The organism is Paenibacillus lutrae (assembly GCF_009757775.1).
Taxonomy (GTDB): Bacteria; Bacillota; Bacilli; order Paenibacillales; family NBRC-103111; genus Paenibacillus_F; species Paenibacillus_F lutrae.
Genome location: NZ_RHLK01000010.1, coordinates 75,456 through 91,356 on the forward strand (window position 1 = coordinate 75,456; position 15,901 = coordinate 91,356).

At 51.3% G+C, this 15,901-nt stretch carries 13 protein-coding genes; 12 read left to right on the forward strand and 1 reads right to left on the reverse strand.

Annotated features, from left to right (window positions below; all coding sequences use genetic code 11):
• Window positions 1–5: 5 nt before the first annotated feature.
• The 4 genes from EDM21_RS16765 (at window position 6) to glsA (ending at window position 4,443) form a co-directional block, all read left to right on the forward strand.
• A complete protein-coding gene (locus EDM21_RS16765; RefSeq protein ID WP_157337298.1) occupies window positions 6–1,208 on the forward strand; it encodes an ATP-grasp domain-containing protein in 1,203 nt (400 codons plus the stop codon).
• Entirely contained in the window at window positions 1,196–2,356 is a 1,161-nt protein-coding gene (locus tag EDM21_RS16770) for a GNAT family N-acetyltransferase (protein ID WP_235918239.1), read from the forward strand. Before EDM21_RS16765 ends, EDM21_RS16770 begins: the two co-directional genes overlap by 13 nt.
• Complete coding sequence (locus tag EDM21_RS16775) at window positions 2,353–3,369, forward strand: aromatic ring-hydroxylating oxygenase subunit alpha (RefSeq protein ID WP_157337302.1); 1,017 nt, start codon at window positions 2,353–2,355, stop codon at window positions 3,367–3,369. The genes EDM21_RS16770 and EDM21_RS16775 overlap by 4 nt, the downstream gene beginning before the upstream one ends.
• Before the next feature lie 129 nt (window positions 3,370–3,498).
• On the forward strand, window positions 3,499–4,443 hold the full coding sequence (glsA, locus tag EDM21_RS16780) for a glutaminase A (protein ID WP_157337304.1): 945 nt from the start codon (window positions 3,499–3,501) through the stop codon (window positions 4,441–4,443).
• 81 nt (window positions 4,444–4,524) lie between these two features.
• On the opposite strand, the gene EDM21_RS16785 is transcribed toward glsA, so the two are convergent.
• Window positions 4,525–5,112, reverse strand: coding sequence for a DUF1003 domain-containing protein (locus EDM21_RS16785; RefSeq protein WP_157337306.1), 588 nt, complete (start codon window positions 5,110–5,112; stop codon window positions 4,525–4,527).
• 266 nt (window positions 5,113–5,378) lie between these two features.
• Between EDM21_RS16785 and EDM21_RS16790 the strand changes: the two genes are divergently transcribed.
• From EDM21_RS16790 to EDM21_RS16825, 8 genes are all read left to right on the forward strand, one after another.
• On the forward strand, window positions 5,379–6,587 hold the full coding sequence (locus tag EDM21_RS16790; RefSeq protein ID WP_157337308.1) for an MFS transporter: 1,209 nt from the start codon (window positions 5,379–5,381) through the stop codon (window positions 6,585–6,587).
• 39 nt (window positions 6,588–6,626) lie between these two features.
• Window positions 6,627–7,883 (forward strand): CynX/NimT family MFS transporter, encoded by a 1,257-nt coding sequence (locus EDM21_RS16795; RefSeq protein WP_338044003.1) that lies wholly within the window; start codon window positions 6,627–6,629, stop codon window positions 7,881–7,883.
• A gap of 295 nt (window positions 7,884–8,178) precedes the next feature.
• A complete protein-coding gene (locus EDM21_RS16800; protein ID WP_157337310.1) occupies window positions 8,179–9,339 on the forward strand; it encodes a type III polyketide synthase in 1,161 nt (386 codons plus the stop codon).
• Complete coding sequence (locus EDM21_RS16805) at window positions 9,332–10,036, forward strand: methyltransferase domain-containing protein (protein ID WP_157337311.1); 705 nt, start codon at window positions 9,332–9,334, stop codon at window positions 10,034–10,036. The genes EDM21_RS16800 and EDM21_RS16805 overlap by 8 nt, the downstream gene beginning before the upstream one ends.
• Window positions 10,037–10,119: 83 nt before the next feature.
• A complete protein-coding gene (locus EDM21_RS24760) occupies window positions 10,120–11,484 on the forward strand; it encodes an NAD(P)/FAD-dependent oxidoreductase (protein WP_201280809.1) in 1,365 nt (454 codons plus the stop codon).
• 46 nt (window positions 11,485–11,530) lie between these two features.
• A complete protein-coding gene (locus EDM21_RS16815; RefSeq protein ID WP_157337313.1) occupies window positions 11,531–13,690 on the forward strand; it encodes an MMPL family transporter in 2,160 nt (719 codons plus the stop codon).
• Between the two features lie 173 nt (window positions 13,691–13,863).
• Complete coding sequence (locus EDM21_RS16820) at window positions 13,864–15,411, forward strand: multi antimicrobial extrusion protein MatE (RefSeq protein WP_420850672.1); 1,548 nt, start codon at window positions 13,864–13,866, stop codon at window positions 15,409–15,411.
• A 225-nt stretch (window positions 15,412–15,636) separates the two neighbouring features.
• Window positions 15,637–15,885 carry a hypothetical protein gene (locus tag EDM21_RS16825; RefSeq protein ID WP_157337315.1) on the forward strand — a complete coding sequence of 83 codons (249 nt, stop codon included), beginning with the start codon at window positions 15,637–15,639 and terminating at the stop codon, window positions 15,883–15,885.
• Window positions 15,886–15,901: the final 16 nt, after the last annotated feature.

Genomic DNA, 15,901 nt, shown 5'->3' on the forward strand with positions numbered 1-15,901 from the left:
GGAGGATGAGAGTACTTATAACAGGAGCAAGGTCCTATACGGCACTGGACATGGCCAGACGTTTACAGCTTGGCGGCTGCTCGGTGTATGCCGCGGACTGTGTGCGGTATCCGGTGAGTGCAGGTTCACGGGCTCTGACCCGCTGCTTCTATCTATCCTCACCCAGAGAAGACTTGCAAGGCTTTATCCGGGGTTTGCAGGCGGTCATCCGGCGCGAGCGGATTCAGCTGCTGCTTCCAAGCAGCGAGGAGATTCTCTATCTGGCCCCTTTCTTGGAAGAACTAGAGGCAGATTGCCGGGTCTTCTGCGCTCCTTTTGAGCAATTAAAGATGCTGCATAATAAATGGACGTTCTCACAGCTGACCGAAGAATGCCTGATTCAGACTCCGGAGACGGTACTGATGCGTACGCCGGAAGATATGGCAGGGCTCAGGCTGCCTGCCGGAAGTTACGTCTTCAAACCGGTCTACAGCAGATTCGCTTCACGAACCGTCATTGCCCCTGAGCGGTTTCCGGCGGGAGTTAAGCCAAGTGAAGAAGATCCCTGGATCGCACAGAAATATGTGCGCGGCAGAGAACTGTGCAGCTATCATCTGGCTGTTGATGGAGTCATTGCCGCCCAGTCCTGTTACGAGCCTGTCTATCGACTGGGTAAAGCTTCGGGGTACTACTTTGAGCCTGTACAGCATCCGAGGATCTCGAGTTTTGCGGCAGAACTGGTGCGGAAGCTGAATTTTACCGGGCACATTTCGTTTGATTTTATCGAAGAAGAATCCGGGCATCTATTCGTGCTTGAATGTAATCCGAGATCCACGAGCGGTTTACATTTGGTGTCTCGGCGTGATTTTGTAAAGCCGGTGCTGGAGTTCGGGCTTGCAAGAGCTTCTATTGACGGAATCGAACCGTTGACAGACGCCCGGCTCGAAGAAAAGACCGGAGGCTCTGCAACAAGCGCCAAACCAAGAATGATTGCCTATGCGATGCTGGGTAATCCGTTCTACCACGGCTTGCGAGGAGTGAAGCGCTGGCTGCGGGACTACGGGCGGGCCGAGGATGTCCTGTGGGACCGGGCGGATCCATGGGTCATTCCTTATCATGTATTGAGTTTGGCAGAAACGGTCTATGACAGTCTAACACGCAGGATCAGCTTCAAAGACGCCGCAACGGCGAATATCGAATGGGACGGAGAACCGGAATGGAACCGATAACTGCGTATCTTAACGGTATTGGAGAAACGGATTCGGTTCAGCCTCAGACGGAGCCTGAACCCAGTCCGGACGGGATGGTGGAAGCCTACACGCTGCCTTTGATACAAGATGGAGTCGCTGCCTACATGGCTAATGTAAGGACACAAGTTCAGTTGGTTCAAGTAGGCCCGCACCTTATTCCGATGACGTATAACGACAAGGAATACTTGAATTCATACGTGTGTTCTCCTTATTCCACATACGTTTCGTACGCCTATGAGGAACTTGTGCTATTTCGCAGCAGAGCGCTGAGGGCTGTTCTTGCGGGTGTAATCGGGACGATCGCGCCGCTGCTCAAAGCCGGACGGATCAACCGCAACATTCACCTGAACAACTGGCTGCTGTCCACCAATCTGTATGAAGAGATGGATCGGGAAGATCTCCGGCTGGCTACCGGGCGGCTGGTTACCGAATACCCCGGGCATGCCATCGTGTTTCGCTCGCTTAACGAGAGAACCAATTCCGGTCTGATGGAGATTCTGAAAAGTCTCGGATACCGCTTTGTTCCCAGCAGGCAGGTCTATTTTTTTGACGGCCGGAATCCGCAATATCTGGAGAAGCAGAATAATCGCTGGGATGCCACGCTGCTCAAGAAGTCGGGGTATACCGTCCTGGAGCATGAAGACCTTACCGAAAGTGATTATAAACGGATCGTGGACCTATATGAACAGCTGTACATACAAAAATATTCGGCGCTGAATCCCCAGTTCACCGAAGCTTATATATCCAACTGCCACAGAAACGGCTTGATGTACATGCAGGGCTTGAAAGATGCGGATGGAGTTCTTCAAGGAGTTGTCGGCTGCTTTATCCGAGGGGATGTCATGACGGTGCCGTTGGTCGGATACGACACCTCTCTTCCTCAGAAACTCGGTTTGTACCGGATGCTGATGAGCCTGGTTTTGAACCGGGCGGCGCAGCAGAGGCAGCTGCTTCATCTGAGCTCGGGCGCCGCTCATTTTAAGCGTCTCCGGGGAGGGGAACCTTTCATCGAATACAGCGCCGTCTATATCCGCCATCTTCCTGCGGGTAGAAGAATGATGTGGTCGGTGCTTGGCGGTATTTTAAATAGAATAGGGGTACCGGTGATGAGGAAGTATCAATTATGAGTATCCATACACTTCAAAGCCACTGGCTGCCGGCCTGCCGTAAGGAAGAGTTGCGGCGGAAACCATTAGCTGTTACCGTGCTCGATCAGGAATTGGTATTATTCCGCACCCGGTCGGGTGTTCATGCTCTGATGGACCGCTGCCCGCACCGTAATGTTCCGTTATCCGGAGGTGTTGTACAAGGGGACCGCATCATGTGTCCTTATCATGGATGGGAATTTGACGGCAACGGTGTGTGCACGCGTGTTCCCGGACTCTGTTCGTTCAAGCCGGGTGAGCATATGAATGCTGCTGCCGTACGCGTTGCAGAGCAGGATGGATTTATATGGATCAAGCTGCCGGAAGAGACGCCAGCCGCTGAAGGAGAGAGCGCTCCCGCTTCGCTGCCCTTTATGAAGGACCCGACCTTGTACTCGTTCGTTTGGAAGACGGCTGTCCGCGGCACTTTGCTTAATGCGGCCGAGAATTTGCTGGATGCAACCCATACGCATTATGTTCATGCTGGCCTTATTCGTACAGACAAGAATAGGCAGCGGGTGAAGGCCTGCATCACGGCCTCGGGCAGTGGAGTGGAGATTGAGTACAGCGGCGAATCCGGCCAAGCGGGCTTGATCTCCAGAATTTTTGAACGGGACAGACAGACCAGCTACGGCAGGTTCCTGATGCCCGGCGTTGCCCAAATTGAATACCGTTCCTCCAAAGGTTTGACGCTGCTCATAACGGCACTGATGAAACCGACTTCGGCTGATTATCAAGATATTTATGCCATTGTCACTGTTAAACGCGGGCTGATTCCAGGGAGTCTTAAGAAGCTCGTCATCACACCTTTTCTGAAAAAAGCGCTCAAGCAGGATATCCGTATCGTAGAAGTGCAGCAGGCTGCCCTGGAAAGAGCCGGCGGTGAAGATTTTCATTCGACGCAGGCAGACCTGATCCGCCCGTATCTGGAGCAGTTGATGCGCGGCAGAGTTTATTCGAGCCGGGTGGAAAAGACGGTATATTTGCATGTGTAAGGAGTTTCCTGACCCAGTCAATCCTCTAAAATGGATACCCTATACGGACCGTAATGGAATACGAAAGCGAGATCGTGTTAATAGTGGGAGTATAGGAAAAGAAGAGGAAAATGCACGGGGGGACAGAGGATGGAAGCTCAAGCTGAATTTCAGCGGATTCAAGAATTATTGCCTGCCTGGCTTGAGACGAGCCGGTTGACGACGCCAGAAGGAGCAGTCGCTACTTATATTCCTGAGCTGGCGAAGATACCCGCGGATGCTTTAGGTATTCATCTGATGAACGGCCAGGGAGAATTTTCGTCAGCGGGGGATTGCGGGTTCCCCTTTACGATGCAAAGCGTCTCCAAAGTATTCACGCTGATTCTGGCGCTGATGGATAGAGGAGAAGGGGAGGTTTTTGCCAAGGTGGGCAAAGAACCTACGGGTGATGATTTTGACTCCATGTTGAAATTGGAGCTGGTCGAGCCGGGTATCCCGTTTAATCCGCTTATTAACGCAGGAGCTATTACGGTTTCATCGCTGATCAGCGGGCGTTCCCCTGTCGAACAATCCGCAAGAATTTTAACATTTTTCCGGGAGCTGGCTAATAATGAGTCGCTTGATTATGATGAGAATGTGTTTGAATCCGAACTTGACAGCGGACATCTGAACCGGTCGTTAGGTTATTTTCTCAAGCATAATGGCGTACTTGAAGGAAGTGTGGAAGAAGTCCTTCATGTTTATTTTCGTCACTGCTCCATACGGGCTACTTGTGCGGATTTAGCAAGAATGGGGCTTGTGCTGGCTTATGACGGAACGGATCCGATTACCGGCAGAAATCTGATTCCGCGGCGCTTCGTACAAATCGCCAAAACGTTCATGACAACATGCGGCATGTACAATGCTTCCGGTGAATTCGCCATTAGTGTCGGTCTACCCGCTAAAAGCGGGGTATCGGGCGGTATTCTGGCACTTGTGCCGGGACGATACGGGATCGGAATCATAGGCCCGGCATTGAATAAGAAAGGCAACAGTGTTGCAGGCGTACATCTTCTGCAGCGGATGTCCCGGGAGTTTGATTGGAGTTTATTCTGAGGAATTCCAGACGCGGAGTGGTTCAAGACAACAAAAAAGACATGTCTTTAACCATGTCGTTTTTGACGTGATGGGGCTGGCTCAGTCTGATCGCGTGCGATGGGAGCGTTTTGCCCTCGGCGATTTCGGCAAATGTCTTGTTCTCCTTTGGTTCCGGTTAATCGAAGTAAGACTGCTCTCCATAATATGAAGACGTTTCTCCAGTTCCACTAAATGCTGCTGGATCTCCAGATTTTCTTGTTCGGCTTTATAATTAATCGCAATGTCCAGCATCTGTTCCTGCTTATCTTTGGTCGCCTGCCGGTTCTGGCTCATCTGAATCATGGTTGATTGGTAGAAGGAAAGAATAGTCAGAGCAAAGCTCAGTATAAACAAGGAATTCCTTTCATTGTTAATAAATATCCAGGCAAAGATGATGCTGCCGAAAATAATAAGGAACCACCAGCTGCCGACGGCGATCGCAACTTTGTCCGCAATCCGGTCCCAACGGTCGGCTTTCTTTTCCTGCTGTTCATATAAATAAGATTTAATTTTGCCCTGATATTCATGAACCATTTGCGAAACCCGATAGACATCGTGTTTACTCAACTTTTTCTCGGGGTATTTTTCGAGTTCCTTTAGAAGAAGTTCCTCGGATTTAATATCGTCTGTACTTTTCTCGCTTTCCATTTGGTAATCCTCCCTGCTAAAGCTTATTCTAAGGTGTCATGGGGGTGCCCTTTAGTTTTTACCCTTCATGCCCCGACTTAATCATTTATGAGAGATTCTTAAGGAAACATTCAATTCTTTGGGATAATTTAGTCGGGTTATGGTAAGATAGCTGCGGGATTAGTTCGAAATATAAGATATCTGGGGCAAAAGGCCGGTGGATTCTTAAAAACGAATGAAGATGGGCCCGTCTTACAATAGATGAACTTAACAAAGGGAGACAGGTTATGAGTACCTTAGCCATGCTGCGAAACCCCAAACAAAGAAAATTGCTGTTCAGTGCAGGTTTAAGCTGGATGTTTGATGCGATGGATGTCGGAATTATTTCCTTCATTGTAGCCGCGCTTGCGATAGACTGGAATTTATCGCCCGGGCAGGTGGGAATCTTGACCAGCATCAATTCCGTAGGAATGGCGGTCGGGGCCGCTTTAGCCGGATATATGGCGGACCGCTACGGCCGCAAATCGGTGCTGCTCTGGACGCTGCTGCTCTTCTCGGCCGCCAGCGGGTTATCTGCCCTCGCAGCGAGTTTTACGGTACTTTGCGCACTAAGATTTATTGCGGGGGTTGGTCTTGGCGGCGAGCTGCCGGTCGCTTCTACCTTAGTGTCCGAGAGCATGCCGGTTAAGCAGCGCGGGAGAGCCGTTGTTCTGCTCGAAAGCTTCTGGGCAGGCGGATGGATTCTGGCCGCTCTGATCGCCTATTTCGTCATTCCGTATTATGGATGGAAGTCCGCTTTTATTATCGGAGCCGTACCTGCCCTGTATGCCCTCTACTTGAGACGGGCGATAGAAGACTCACCGAAGTTCATCCGGCAGGAGCTGAAGACGTCTTTTCTGCACAAGTTACAATCCGTCTGGTCCGCAGATTACCGCCGTTCCACGATTATGCTGTGGGTGCTGTGGTTTACGGTGGTGTTTTCCTATTATGGCATGTTCTTGTGGCTCCCTACCGTTATGGTTATGAAAGGATTCAGTCTGGTAAAAAGCTTCCAGTATGTGCTCATTATGACGCTTGCCCAACTGCCGGGTTATTTTACAGCGGCTTATTTTATCGAGAAATACGGGCGGAAATTCGTCCTCGTGACTTACTTGCTTCTGACCGCCGTAAGTGCAATCTGGTTCGGGAGTGCAGAATCGGTCGGAATGCTGATAGCAGCCGGGATTAGCCTGTCCTTCTTCAACCTGGGCGCATGGGGCGGACTGTATGCCTACACGCCTGAGCTGTACCCGACTTCCACACGTTCCACGGGTGTCGGGCTTGCCGCATCTGTCGGCAGAATCGGGGGCATTATCGCTCCGCTGCTTGTCGGTATGCTGGTCGGCTGGAAAATAGAAATTCAGACGATTTTTATCCTATTCTTCGTCACCATTATTGTCGGTGCGATGGCCGTGCTGTTCCTGGGCAAAGAGACCAAGGGAAAAGAACTGGATTAAAAGTTCAGATTATATGAAATGGGGATGGAGGGATAGAGATTGGCTTCAAACAGCAAGCAGACAACCGGGCCGAATTCTTCCTTATCACCAGGAACCGAATCAGATAAGCGCACGACGTGGGCTTTATTGATCGGAATTATTTTTGTGGCCGCTGTACTCCGGGCTCCCATGACATCGGTAGGACCGTTAGTGGGAACGATCCGGGATGATTTAAATTTGTCCAACACGATGGCAGGATCATTGACGACCTTGCCGCTCCTGGTTTTTGCTTTCTTCTCGCCGTTTGCACCCAAGCTGGCACGAAGGTACGGCGTAGAAATGGTGCTGCTGGGCGCTATGGGCCTGCTGACACTCGGTATTCTTATTCGTTCTTCCTCAGGCGCAGGCACGTTGTTTCTAGGTACGGCTCTGCTCGGGCTCGGAATCGCGCTCGGCAACGTACTCATGCCCGGACTTATTAAAAGAGAGTTCCCGGCACGGATCGGTCTCATGACCGGGATTTATACGGTATCCATGAATCTGTGCGGGGCTATTGCATCGGGAATAAGTGTCCCGCTTATCAGTACAGCGGGATTGAGCTGGAAAGGCTCACTTGGCGGCTGGGCGCTGCTGAGCTTGCTCTCTTTGCTGCTCTGGGCGCCGCAAGTGCTTAAGCGGCGAAGCCGGTTAGCTGTGGCTGCGATAAGCGGAGTTTCCGGACATAAGCCCGTCCAGATGTGGCGTTCATCACTGGCCTGGAAAATTACTCTGTTTATGGGCCTCCAGTCGATGTTCTTCTATTCTTTTGTTGCCTGGCTGCCCGAAATCCTAACGTCCCGTGGACTTCCTCCGGATCAAGCGGGCTGGATGTTGTCTCTGATGCAGCTTGCGCAGTTGCCCTTTACATTCCTTGTTCCCATACTAGCGGGACGTATGGCTAATCAGCGGCTGCTGGTTACCTTTACTTTCGTGTTGTTCATGGCGGGGTTCTCGGGGCTTGAGCTTGGAAGTGCGCAGTGGATTCCCCTCTGGGTAGCCATGTGCGGAGTTGCCGGGGGGAGTGCCTTTAGTTTGGCAATGATGTTCTTTACGCTGCGGACCCGGACGACACAGGAGGCATCGGAATTATCTGGTATGGCGCAGTCATTCGGTTATTTACTGGCTGCTGCAGCTCCAACTTTGTTCGGTTATTTACACGATGTCAGCGGAGGGTGGCGTATTCCTATTCTGCTGCTTATTCTTGTCGCGAGCCTGATGTTCATTGTCGGATGGAATGCGGGAAGTAACCGTTATATAGAAGCGCCGGAGAATAAATGACGTTTTCGAGCATGCTGTTTAGGCTGCGTTAACATGGATAAGCATGGATAAGCAGGACATGCTGTATGGAGAATGAATGTAAAAAATACAGAAAAGGCCGCCCAAACGCGGTCTTTTTCTTTGTATGGTCTTCAATTAATAAGTCCATACGGAGATTAATGCCTGCAGAAAAGCAGCACGCGTATAGTACTAATAAGTCTTTCCCTTGAATACATATACGTAAAGCTTGTTCCATTACTGTCCGCGTACAGATGGGTTAACCTTTGTATTCATTGAATGAGGGGATGGGCACCGGATGAAACAGATATCGATTAAACCCGCCATACTTGGAATCGGGACCGCTGTACCTGTTTACCGCCTGGAACAGCGGGAGGTTGCCTCACGGTTAGCGGAGGCATTACAGGATTACCCGGACTCGGCCCGCTGGGCGAGAAGGATTTTTCATCAATGCGGAGTTGTAACCCGCTTTACTTGCGAACCTAACTTACTCGAGCCTCCGAAGCAGTGCCGCTACTTGATCCGTGAATCTATGGAAGAGGTTCCTTCAACCGAAGAGCGCATGCAGTTATATAAAAAAGAATCGGTTCCTCTAGCGCTTGAAGCAGCCGGACAAGCATTGGCGGACAGCGGTACGGAGGTAGCGGAGATCACACACCTGCTAACCGTCAGCTGTACGGGACAATTCCTGCCCGGGCTTGATAGTGCGTTAATCGATCAGCTGGGTCTTAAGCGGGATATCCTCCGCTACCCGTTCCAATTCCAAGGCTGCGCCGCCGGATTGAAAGCAATCTGTATGGCAAAAGATCTGGTGAGTGCTTCCCCGCAGGCTAAGGTGCTTATTGTCTGCGTTGAATTATGCACACTGCATATACAGCCCTCTGCCCGCAGGGAGGATCTGTTCGGGGCTTCATTCTTCGGTGATGGATCATCCGCTTGTGTGGTAGCGGATGCGGGAATAGGGAAGCTTCAAGAACAGGCAGTTTTTACACTCGGCGACTACAGGTCCGTACTTTTGCCGGATACGGCCGGTGAAATGGTATGGGAAATAGGGAATCACGGCTTCAATTTATATCTTTCCCCTCATATCCCGAGGCATATCAATCAGTATATACCGGCCGAAGTAGAACATTTGTTGGGCGGAAGTCATATGCCTGAGCTGTGGGCGATTCATCCCGGGGGCAGAGGGATTGTCGACGCTGTCCAGGCGATGTACGGGCTGACCGATGAGCAAGTAGGTCCGAGCCGTACTGTTCTCAGTAATTTTGGCAACTTGTCATCGGCTACTTTGCTGTTCGTGCTTCGTGAATTAAGAGAACGTCTGAAAGCGGGGCAGTCAGCCGAAGCGGAAGGCGTTGCCCTGGCATTCGGACCGGGTTTAACGGCGGAACTGCTCCGTATTTCCTATATCCCCTCTGGAGCACAAGCCCCGCTAAAACCGGATCAGCTATATGTTTAAGCGGTTGAAGCTGCGGGCTACGGAGCCGGAAATGATGGATGATTTGACAACAGGCGGGGAAGAGCTGCAGGAGGCTTTGGTTCATCTGCGGCGGCTGAATAAAATTTTTGCAGCAGCAGGGCCGACTGTGTATGGAGTACATAAGCTGTGGATCGCGGCCGGAAAGCCCGGGAGTTTGACTGTGCTGGATATCGGTGCGGGATCCGGAGATGTTAATCTGCAGCTTCTCCGCTGGGCGGACCAGAACGGAATCGCACTGGAGATAACACTTATGGATATCACGGACGAAGCCTGCCGAGAGGCCCGAAAGCTGTTTGAGAATGAGCCCCGTGTACAGGTCGTACGTGGAGACTTGTTCGCCTTGCCCGTGCAGTGCGCGGATATTGTGACGGGCACGCAGTTTGTTCATCACTTTGCCTCTGATGAGCTTGCCGCTGCGGTGCAAAGTATGCGGGAAGCTTCCCGGTACGGTGTCGTCCTTAACGATATTCACCGGCACTGGATTGCCTGGGCGGCCGTGTGGCTTACGACAAGGTTTATTTCCAGGAATCGTTATATTCTGAATGACGGTCCGCTGTCGGTTGCCAAGGGATTCCGGTCTTCGGAATGGAAAAAGCTGCAATCGGAGCTGGCCGACTCGAATTTTCACATCTCGTGGAGGCCGCTGTTCCGACATGCAGTGGTTATTCCTAAGTGAGCCGGCTAGGCGATGGTCAACGATCCGAGTCATGAAGGTAACATGGAAGCCGAATACAATATTGATCAGCGGAGCTGAGCCAGATGATAGATAAAGTGGATGTGGCTGTTCTCGGTGCGGGTCTCGCCGGAAGCACGCTGGCCAAGATGCTGGCGGATATGGGCTGGAGCGTCGCATTAATCGACCGGCAGCATTTCCCTAGACACAAAGTCTGCGGCGAATTTCTTTCGCCGGAATCTCTTCAATCGCTGGAAGCGTGCGGCCTGCTGCAGCTGGTCGAAAGCCTCGGCCCTCGCACGATAACAGAGGCATATCTTATTGAAAGCGGAGGAAGTTCCGTGAGCATTCCATTGCCCGGGCGGGCTATCGGCATCAGCCGCTACTGCCTGGATGCAGCCCTGCATGAGGCAGCGGCTAAGTCAGGTGCTCTGGTATATACGGCATCCACCGTGACAGGTGTCCGTGCACATCATGCACATCATGCTCAACATCAACATGCAAATCAAGCACAACCTGCTCAACCTGCTCATTCTGCTCAACATCAACATGCAAATCATGCAAATCATGCAAATCAAGCACAACCTGCTCATGCTGCTCATTGCCACGGATATACCATTGAAGTCAGAAGGCAGGGGCATAACTTCGAGCTTGAAGCGAGAACGGTTATCGCGGCATGGGGAGCAGGCCGGCGAGTGCCTGTCACAACCCCAGGCTGCATCAGCGGGTCTGATTTGGGCGGGCAGCCGGCAATGCGGGTTCGCGCTGCCAATCGCTCTGCGGAAGCAGAGCCCAGCGTGAACCGGCGTCATCCGGCTGCAGCCGGAACTGCGCACGTGGGCGTGAAGACGCATTTCACGGGCATCGGGATGGGACCGTCCGTCGAGCTGTACTTCGTGCCCGGCGGCTATGTAGGCCTCGCTCCCGTCGAGGACGGGATCGTCAACGCCGCGGCGCTGCTGCCGCGTGAGCTAGTCCGTGGCACCGATTCTTCGGTTGCCGGGATCATCGCTGCTGCCGCGAGGATGAATCCGAAGCTGCAGCAGCGGCTGGCGGCGGCGGTGCCGGTGCCGGGCTCGCAGGCGGCCGTGGCGCCAGTCGACCTGCAGCGGGGGCCTGCTGCGTGGGATGCCATCCCGCAGGTCGGCGACGCCACCGTCATGATTCCGCCGCTGTGCGGTGACGGAATGTCGATGGCGCTTCGCTCGGCCGCGCTGTGTGCGCCGCTCGCTAACAGCTACCTGCGCGGAGAGATCGGTCTCGCCCGCTGGGAAGAGACATACACCGCTGCGCTGCAGCGAGAATTCAGCCGCCCGCTCCGCTGGGGGCGGCTGCTGCAGACTGCGCTTGGCGTAAGCTGGATGCCGCGCGTTGTGATGGGCTTGGCTCAGCTCTCCCCGGCCTTGGCAGCGGGGCTTATCCAAGCCACCCGTCTTAAACCGGAGCGCTAGCCCGAGCGGTTCCTGCCGGTCATTATGAACGAAAGGAGTGTAGCGTATGAGCGCACACAAGCTTGCCATGCTCTCCTTTCGAAGACCGGCGAGGATTATCGGGCTTGTTCTGATCTTCCTAATCTTCGGCGGATACTACGCCGTTAAGCTGCCCTCCGTCCTTCAAGGCCATGGACTGCAGCTTGAAGGCGCCTACCATCAAATGCAGAATAGGCTGGTTTCTGATTTCGGAATCCCGGCAGACCCTGTCATTCTTCTGTATGAGAACGAAGGCGGGGGCAATTCGGATTATTTTCGTAAGGTTACTCATCAGATAGAGTCGTCCCTACAGCGTGTTTCCGGATTTATGTTTGCCCAGTCTTCTTGGGAGAGGCAGGACAGGCCAGAAGGTAATTTTGCCTATACTTTAGCTGCATTTAGACAGCAGCCCCATGAAATGAAAGCGGTACTTGAAGAGCTTCGCAAGCTGCTCCCGGAAGATCCTCACATTTCGGTGACAATAACGGGCAAAGCAGCAGTTCAAGAAGAGGTGAACGCTGCCAGTACAGCAGATTTGCAGAAAGCTGAGCTTATTGGAATACCTGCGGCATTCATCATCATGCTTATTGCTTTTGGCGGTGTGATACCGGCCGTCATTCCTCTGCTGATCGGGGTGTCCGGCGTAGTTATTGCAATGGGACTCATGTACGCCATAGGTTTGCATGTAGAGTTGTCTAGTTTCGTATACAATGTTATTCCGATGGCAGGGCTTGCTTTGAGTGTAGATTTTGCTCTAATTGTAGTCAGCAGGTTCAGAGAGGAAGTCCGGTTTCATCGTCCGGAGGAAGCGTTGTCGGTTACGATGAAGACTGCCGGCCGGGCGGTACTGCTATCCGCAGGCTGTGTGCTGCTTGGTTTGACAGGAATCATGTTCATTCCTCTGCCTATCTTCCGTACCGTTGCGGCTGGAGCGGGTGTAGTTCTCGTTGTATCTGTGCTGCTTACCTTTACCCTGCTTCCTGCTCTGCTTTCCTTGGCCTCGAATTACATTCTAAAAGAAAAGCGGGTCACCCGCAGAAGCCGGAGCTTGCCACAGGCAAATTCATGGTATTCTATAACGTTCTATGTCATGCAGAGGCCGCTTCGCATGATCGCTGTTTCCTGTCTTCTGCTTGTTGTATGCACACTTCCGGTTTTAGCGATGAAAGTATCGATTCCAGATGAGACTTCCTTGCCCGAGACGGCGGAATCCCGGGCTGCTGCTGACGTGCTCCATACACATTTTGGCGACCCCCTGAAGGACACTGTGTATCTGCTTTTGGAGGGCAGGCAGAACCGGTTAGAAGAAAAAGATTGGCTGAACGCTCAAAAGCTGGCACAGCTATTGGCCGCAGATCCGGATGTGCAGCGTGTCGAATCTGTTTTTTCTCATAAGGGCTTTTCTGGTGGTCAATGGGCTGAACTAGCTGCTAAACCGGGCCTGTTCAAATTATATGAGCCCTTCACGAGGCATTTTGTGCACAACAATCGAATGTTAATCGCTGTAAAGCTTAAACATCCTGCTGATTCGAAACAAGCGATCAATTGGGTTCGGAAATGGGAGCAGTTAGGAAAAGGCGATTCACCCGGAGACAACATTACTTTTTTGCTCGGAGGAGAGGCCAAATATGAGCAAGAAATTAGAGATGCAATTTTAAAATATTTACCGGGAGCACTTCTGTTTATTGTCGGATCAAATCTGCTCGTCTTATTTTTAGCTTTCCGATCCATTCTTGTCCCGATCAAAATCGTGCTAATGAATTTTCTTAGTCTCGGAGCTTCGTTTGGGATTTTGGCATGGGTGTTCAGTGCGGAAGAGTGGGGTCTTGGCATGGAGCCGGGTCGTATTGCCATTATGATTCCTGTTTTTATATTTGGTCTTGTTTTCGGGATCAGCATGGATTATGGGATATTTCTCGTGTCACGAATCGCTGAGAGCTACCGGATCACCGGTGATAATCATAGGGCCGTTCTCCTGGGGACTTCCTCTACCGGCCGTATCATTACTTCGGCTGCTGCCATCATGATCGCAGTAACATTACCCTTTGCGCTGGGAGATGTGGTTGGAGTGAAGCAGCTCGGGATTGGTATTGCCGCTGCTATTTTTATAGATGCGACGATTATCCGGCTGATCCTTGTGCCTTCACTGATGAAGCTTATGGGCAAATGGAACTGGTGGGTACCTTAAAGGAAAATGGTTCACGCTGTTAAGATCTTTCTCCGAGGAGAAGGGTCTGTTTGCTTTGTTTACGAACTTTTAACAATTTGAGGGGACGATTCGCCAATCTATGCTACAATCGGGTTAGGTTAAGATCTCGGTCTATTAGTTGTTCCTACACTGGTTGGGTAAGGAGACCCCATATGTCAGACGATGAAACCCACGATAAGAAGGACCGCAGCAGTCCTGGACAAGCTTTACATGCTGCACATGTACGAAAGCCGGAAGTGAGTAAGGAATCTGTACAAATTCCCGGCCTGGGGAAGGTTGGGGATCCAGATGTTGAGCCGGCTGCAGTTGCAAGCGACATCTTGATCATTGAGGAAGAGGGCGAGAGCGACAAGTATAAGGGGAATGCGAAGCCCCATCATTCCATGAAAGAAACGGTCACTTTCTGGAAAATGTTAATTTTCTTCGTGCCTTTGGGAATTTCGGCAAGTCTGGTGACTTTATCCCATTCCATCATTAACAGTACCCTTGCACGTTCTCCTGATCCCGAATATGTGATTGCCGGGTATGCGATAGCCATGAGTTTGCTCGGAATTACGGAAAAACCGGCAACATTACTGCGCCAAACTTGTTCGGCACTAGTTCGAGATCGTGTGTCGTTCCGGGCTATGCGCACCGTGGCCGTGTACGTGTTCGCAGCCATTATGATTGTCGGGCTTGCTTTCTCTTATTTACCGCCGGGACGCTTGATGATTGGCGCTATTTTTGGAATCGGCGAGTCACAGCTTGAGAACGTGCTGAATGTGTACCGGATTCTCATGTTCGTTAGTTTCTTCTCGGGTTTACGCTGTTTGTATCACGGATTAATTATTTATAACAAAAGGACCTTCTGGCTCACGATAGGGATGGTGGTCCGTTTAATCGGTATGTACGCGGTCGCTCAGTTCTTTATTCTGGGACCGGGAGTACAGAGCAGCAGTGTCGGGGCTATTATATTTCTTGTTGGCATGATGATAGAAAGCGCAGTGGCTTTCTGGGAAGGAAGCTCACTCCTTAAACGTAAAATTCCGGAGAAGAGCCCCGGGCATAGTGTGGAGAAGCCGGCGGATGTGTTCCGTTTTTACCGGCCTTTACTGTTCTCCTCTTTTATTGCGGTCACGATCGGACCTGCACTAAACGCAATGCTTGGAAAAGCAGGGGATGCGGAGATAGCCATTGCGGCATTCGCTATTGCTTTTAATTTGACGCAGCTGATGCAGAGTTTTTTTTCCTACATTCATCAAATCGTATTGAACTTCTACCGGATCAATCCGGGACGGGTGAATACGTTTGTCCTGATGATTGCATGTATCCCATCTGTACTGGTTGGCATTCTTGCTTATACAGAAGCGGGCCCGTGGTTTCTTAGTAATGTGATCGGCGTAAGTGACCGTCTGCTGACTGAAATTATCAAAGCCCTGCGGGTATTCCTGATCTTAACGCTTGTCTTTCCTTGGCTTGATTATGGGAACGGCATTCTCATGCTTCGCCGACAAACAAAAACGATGGTGTATTCCCAGTCTGCTAACGTAAGCATTATGCTTAGTACTTTGATCATCCTCATCGTGCTAACGCCCGGATGGAACGGAATGATTGGAGCTTTTGCCCAGTCGTTAGGTACATTAGCGGAGCTGACTGTTGTGATGATAGCTGTTAAGCGTGGCAGGGAGTCGGTTCTTCTGCGTCCTTCCAAGGAAGCATGATTTCCGTTTTTGAACAATGATTACCTCGAAATAGTACCTCTACCGGAGACGGTTTCGTTCTTTAATGGATGAAATCGTCTTCTTGTTATTCCCAAATGTGCAAATTGACGGGTATAATGAACATCAGATCCCTGATTTGCAGGGAATTTCGGCAGAACGTGCCGTTCATGCGAAGCTTATACGACACGAAGAGTTTATCAAACGATGCAAAGGAGACGTTGTTATATGGGCAGTATCATAGTATGGCTGCTGTTTACGGCAGTCAGTTTCTTTATTTTGTACCTGGTTGTGAAAACGGCGATTAATCATTCGGATTTGCCTTACGAGCAAGAAATGATCGTTATGTTAAGCAATCAGTTGGAACGACAGCATGTGGAGAACAGCAAACAATTAGAGGAGCTTAAGCAGATCATCCAGACTGAGAATCGGATCCTTGGCGAATTGCAAGTGCATAAATCCGAGGGGAAGGAATGACCGGGACCGCATAGCC

Excerpts from the sequence above, each read along its gene's own strand:
- EDM21_RS16765 (WP_157337298.1), top strand. The coding sequence starts at position 6 with ATGAGAGTACTTATAACAGGAGCAAGGTCCTATACGGCACTGGACATG.
- EDM21_RS16770 (WP_235918239.1), top strand. The coding sequence starts at position 1,196 with ATGGAACCGATAACTGCGTATCTTAACGGTATTGGAGAAACGGATTCG.
- EDM21_RS16775 (WP_157337302.1), top strand. The coding sequence starts at position 2,353 with ATGAGTATCCATACACTTCAAAGCCACTGGCTGCCGGCCTGCCGTAAG.
- glsA (WP_157337304.1), top strand. The coding sequence starts at position 3,499 with ATGGAAGCTCAAGCTGAATTTCAGCGGATTCAAGAATTATTGCCTGCC.
- EDM21_RS16785 (WP_157337306.1), bottom strand. The coding sequence starts at position 5,112 with ATGGAAAGCGAGAAAAGTACAGACGATATTAAATCCGAGGAACTTCTT.
- EDM21_RS16790 (WP_157337308.1), top strand. The coding sequence starts at position 5,379 with ATGAGTACCTTAGCCATGCTGCGAAACCCCAAACAAAGAAAATTGCTG.
- EDM21_RS16800 (WP_157337310.1), top strand. The coding sequence starts at position 8,179 with ATGAAACAGATATCGATTAAACCCGCCATACTTGGAATCGGGACCGCT.
- EDM21_RS16805 (WP_157337311.1), top strand. The coding sequence starts at position 9,332 with ATGTTTAAGCGGTTGAAGCTGCGGGCTACGGAGCCGGAAATGATGGAT.
- EDM21_RS24760 (WP_201280809.1), top strand. The coding sequence starts at position 10,120 with ATGATAGATAAAGTGGATGTGGCTGTTCTCGGTGCGGGTCTCGCCGGA.
- EDM21_RS16815 (WP_157337313.1), top strand. The coding sequence starts at position 11,531 with ATGAGCGCACACAAGCTTGCCATGCTCTCCTTTCGAAGACCGGCGAGG.
- EDM21_RS16820 (WP_420850672.1), top strand. The coding sequence starts at position 13,864 with ATGTCAGACGATGAAACCCACGATAAGAAGGACCGCAGCAGTCCTGGA.
- EDM21_RS16825 (WP_157337315.1), top strand. The coding sequence starts at position 15,637 with ATGGGCAGTATCATAGTATGGCTGCTGTTTACGGCAGTCAGTTTCTTT.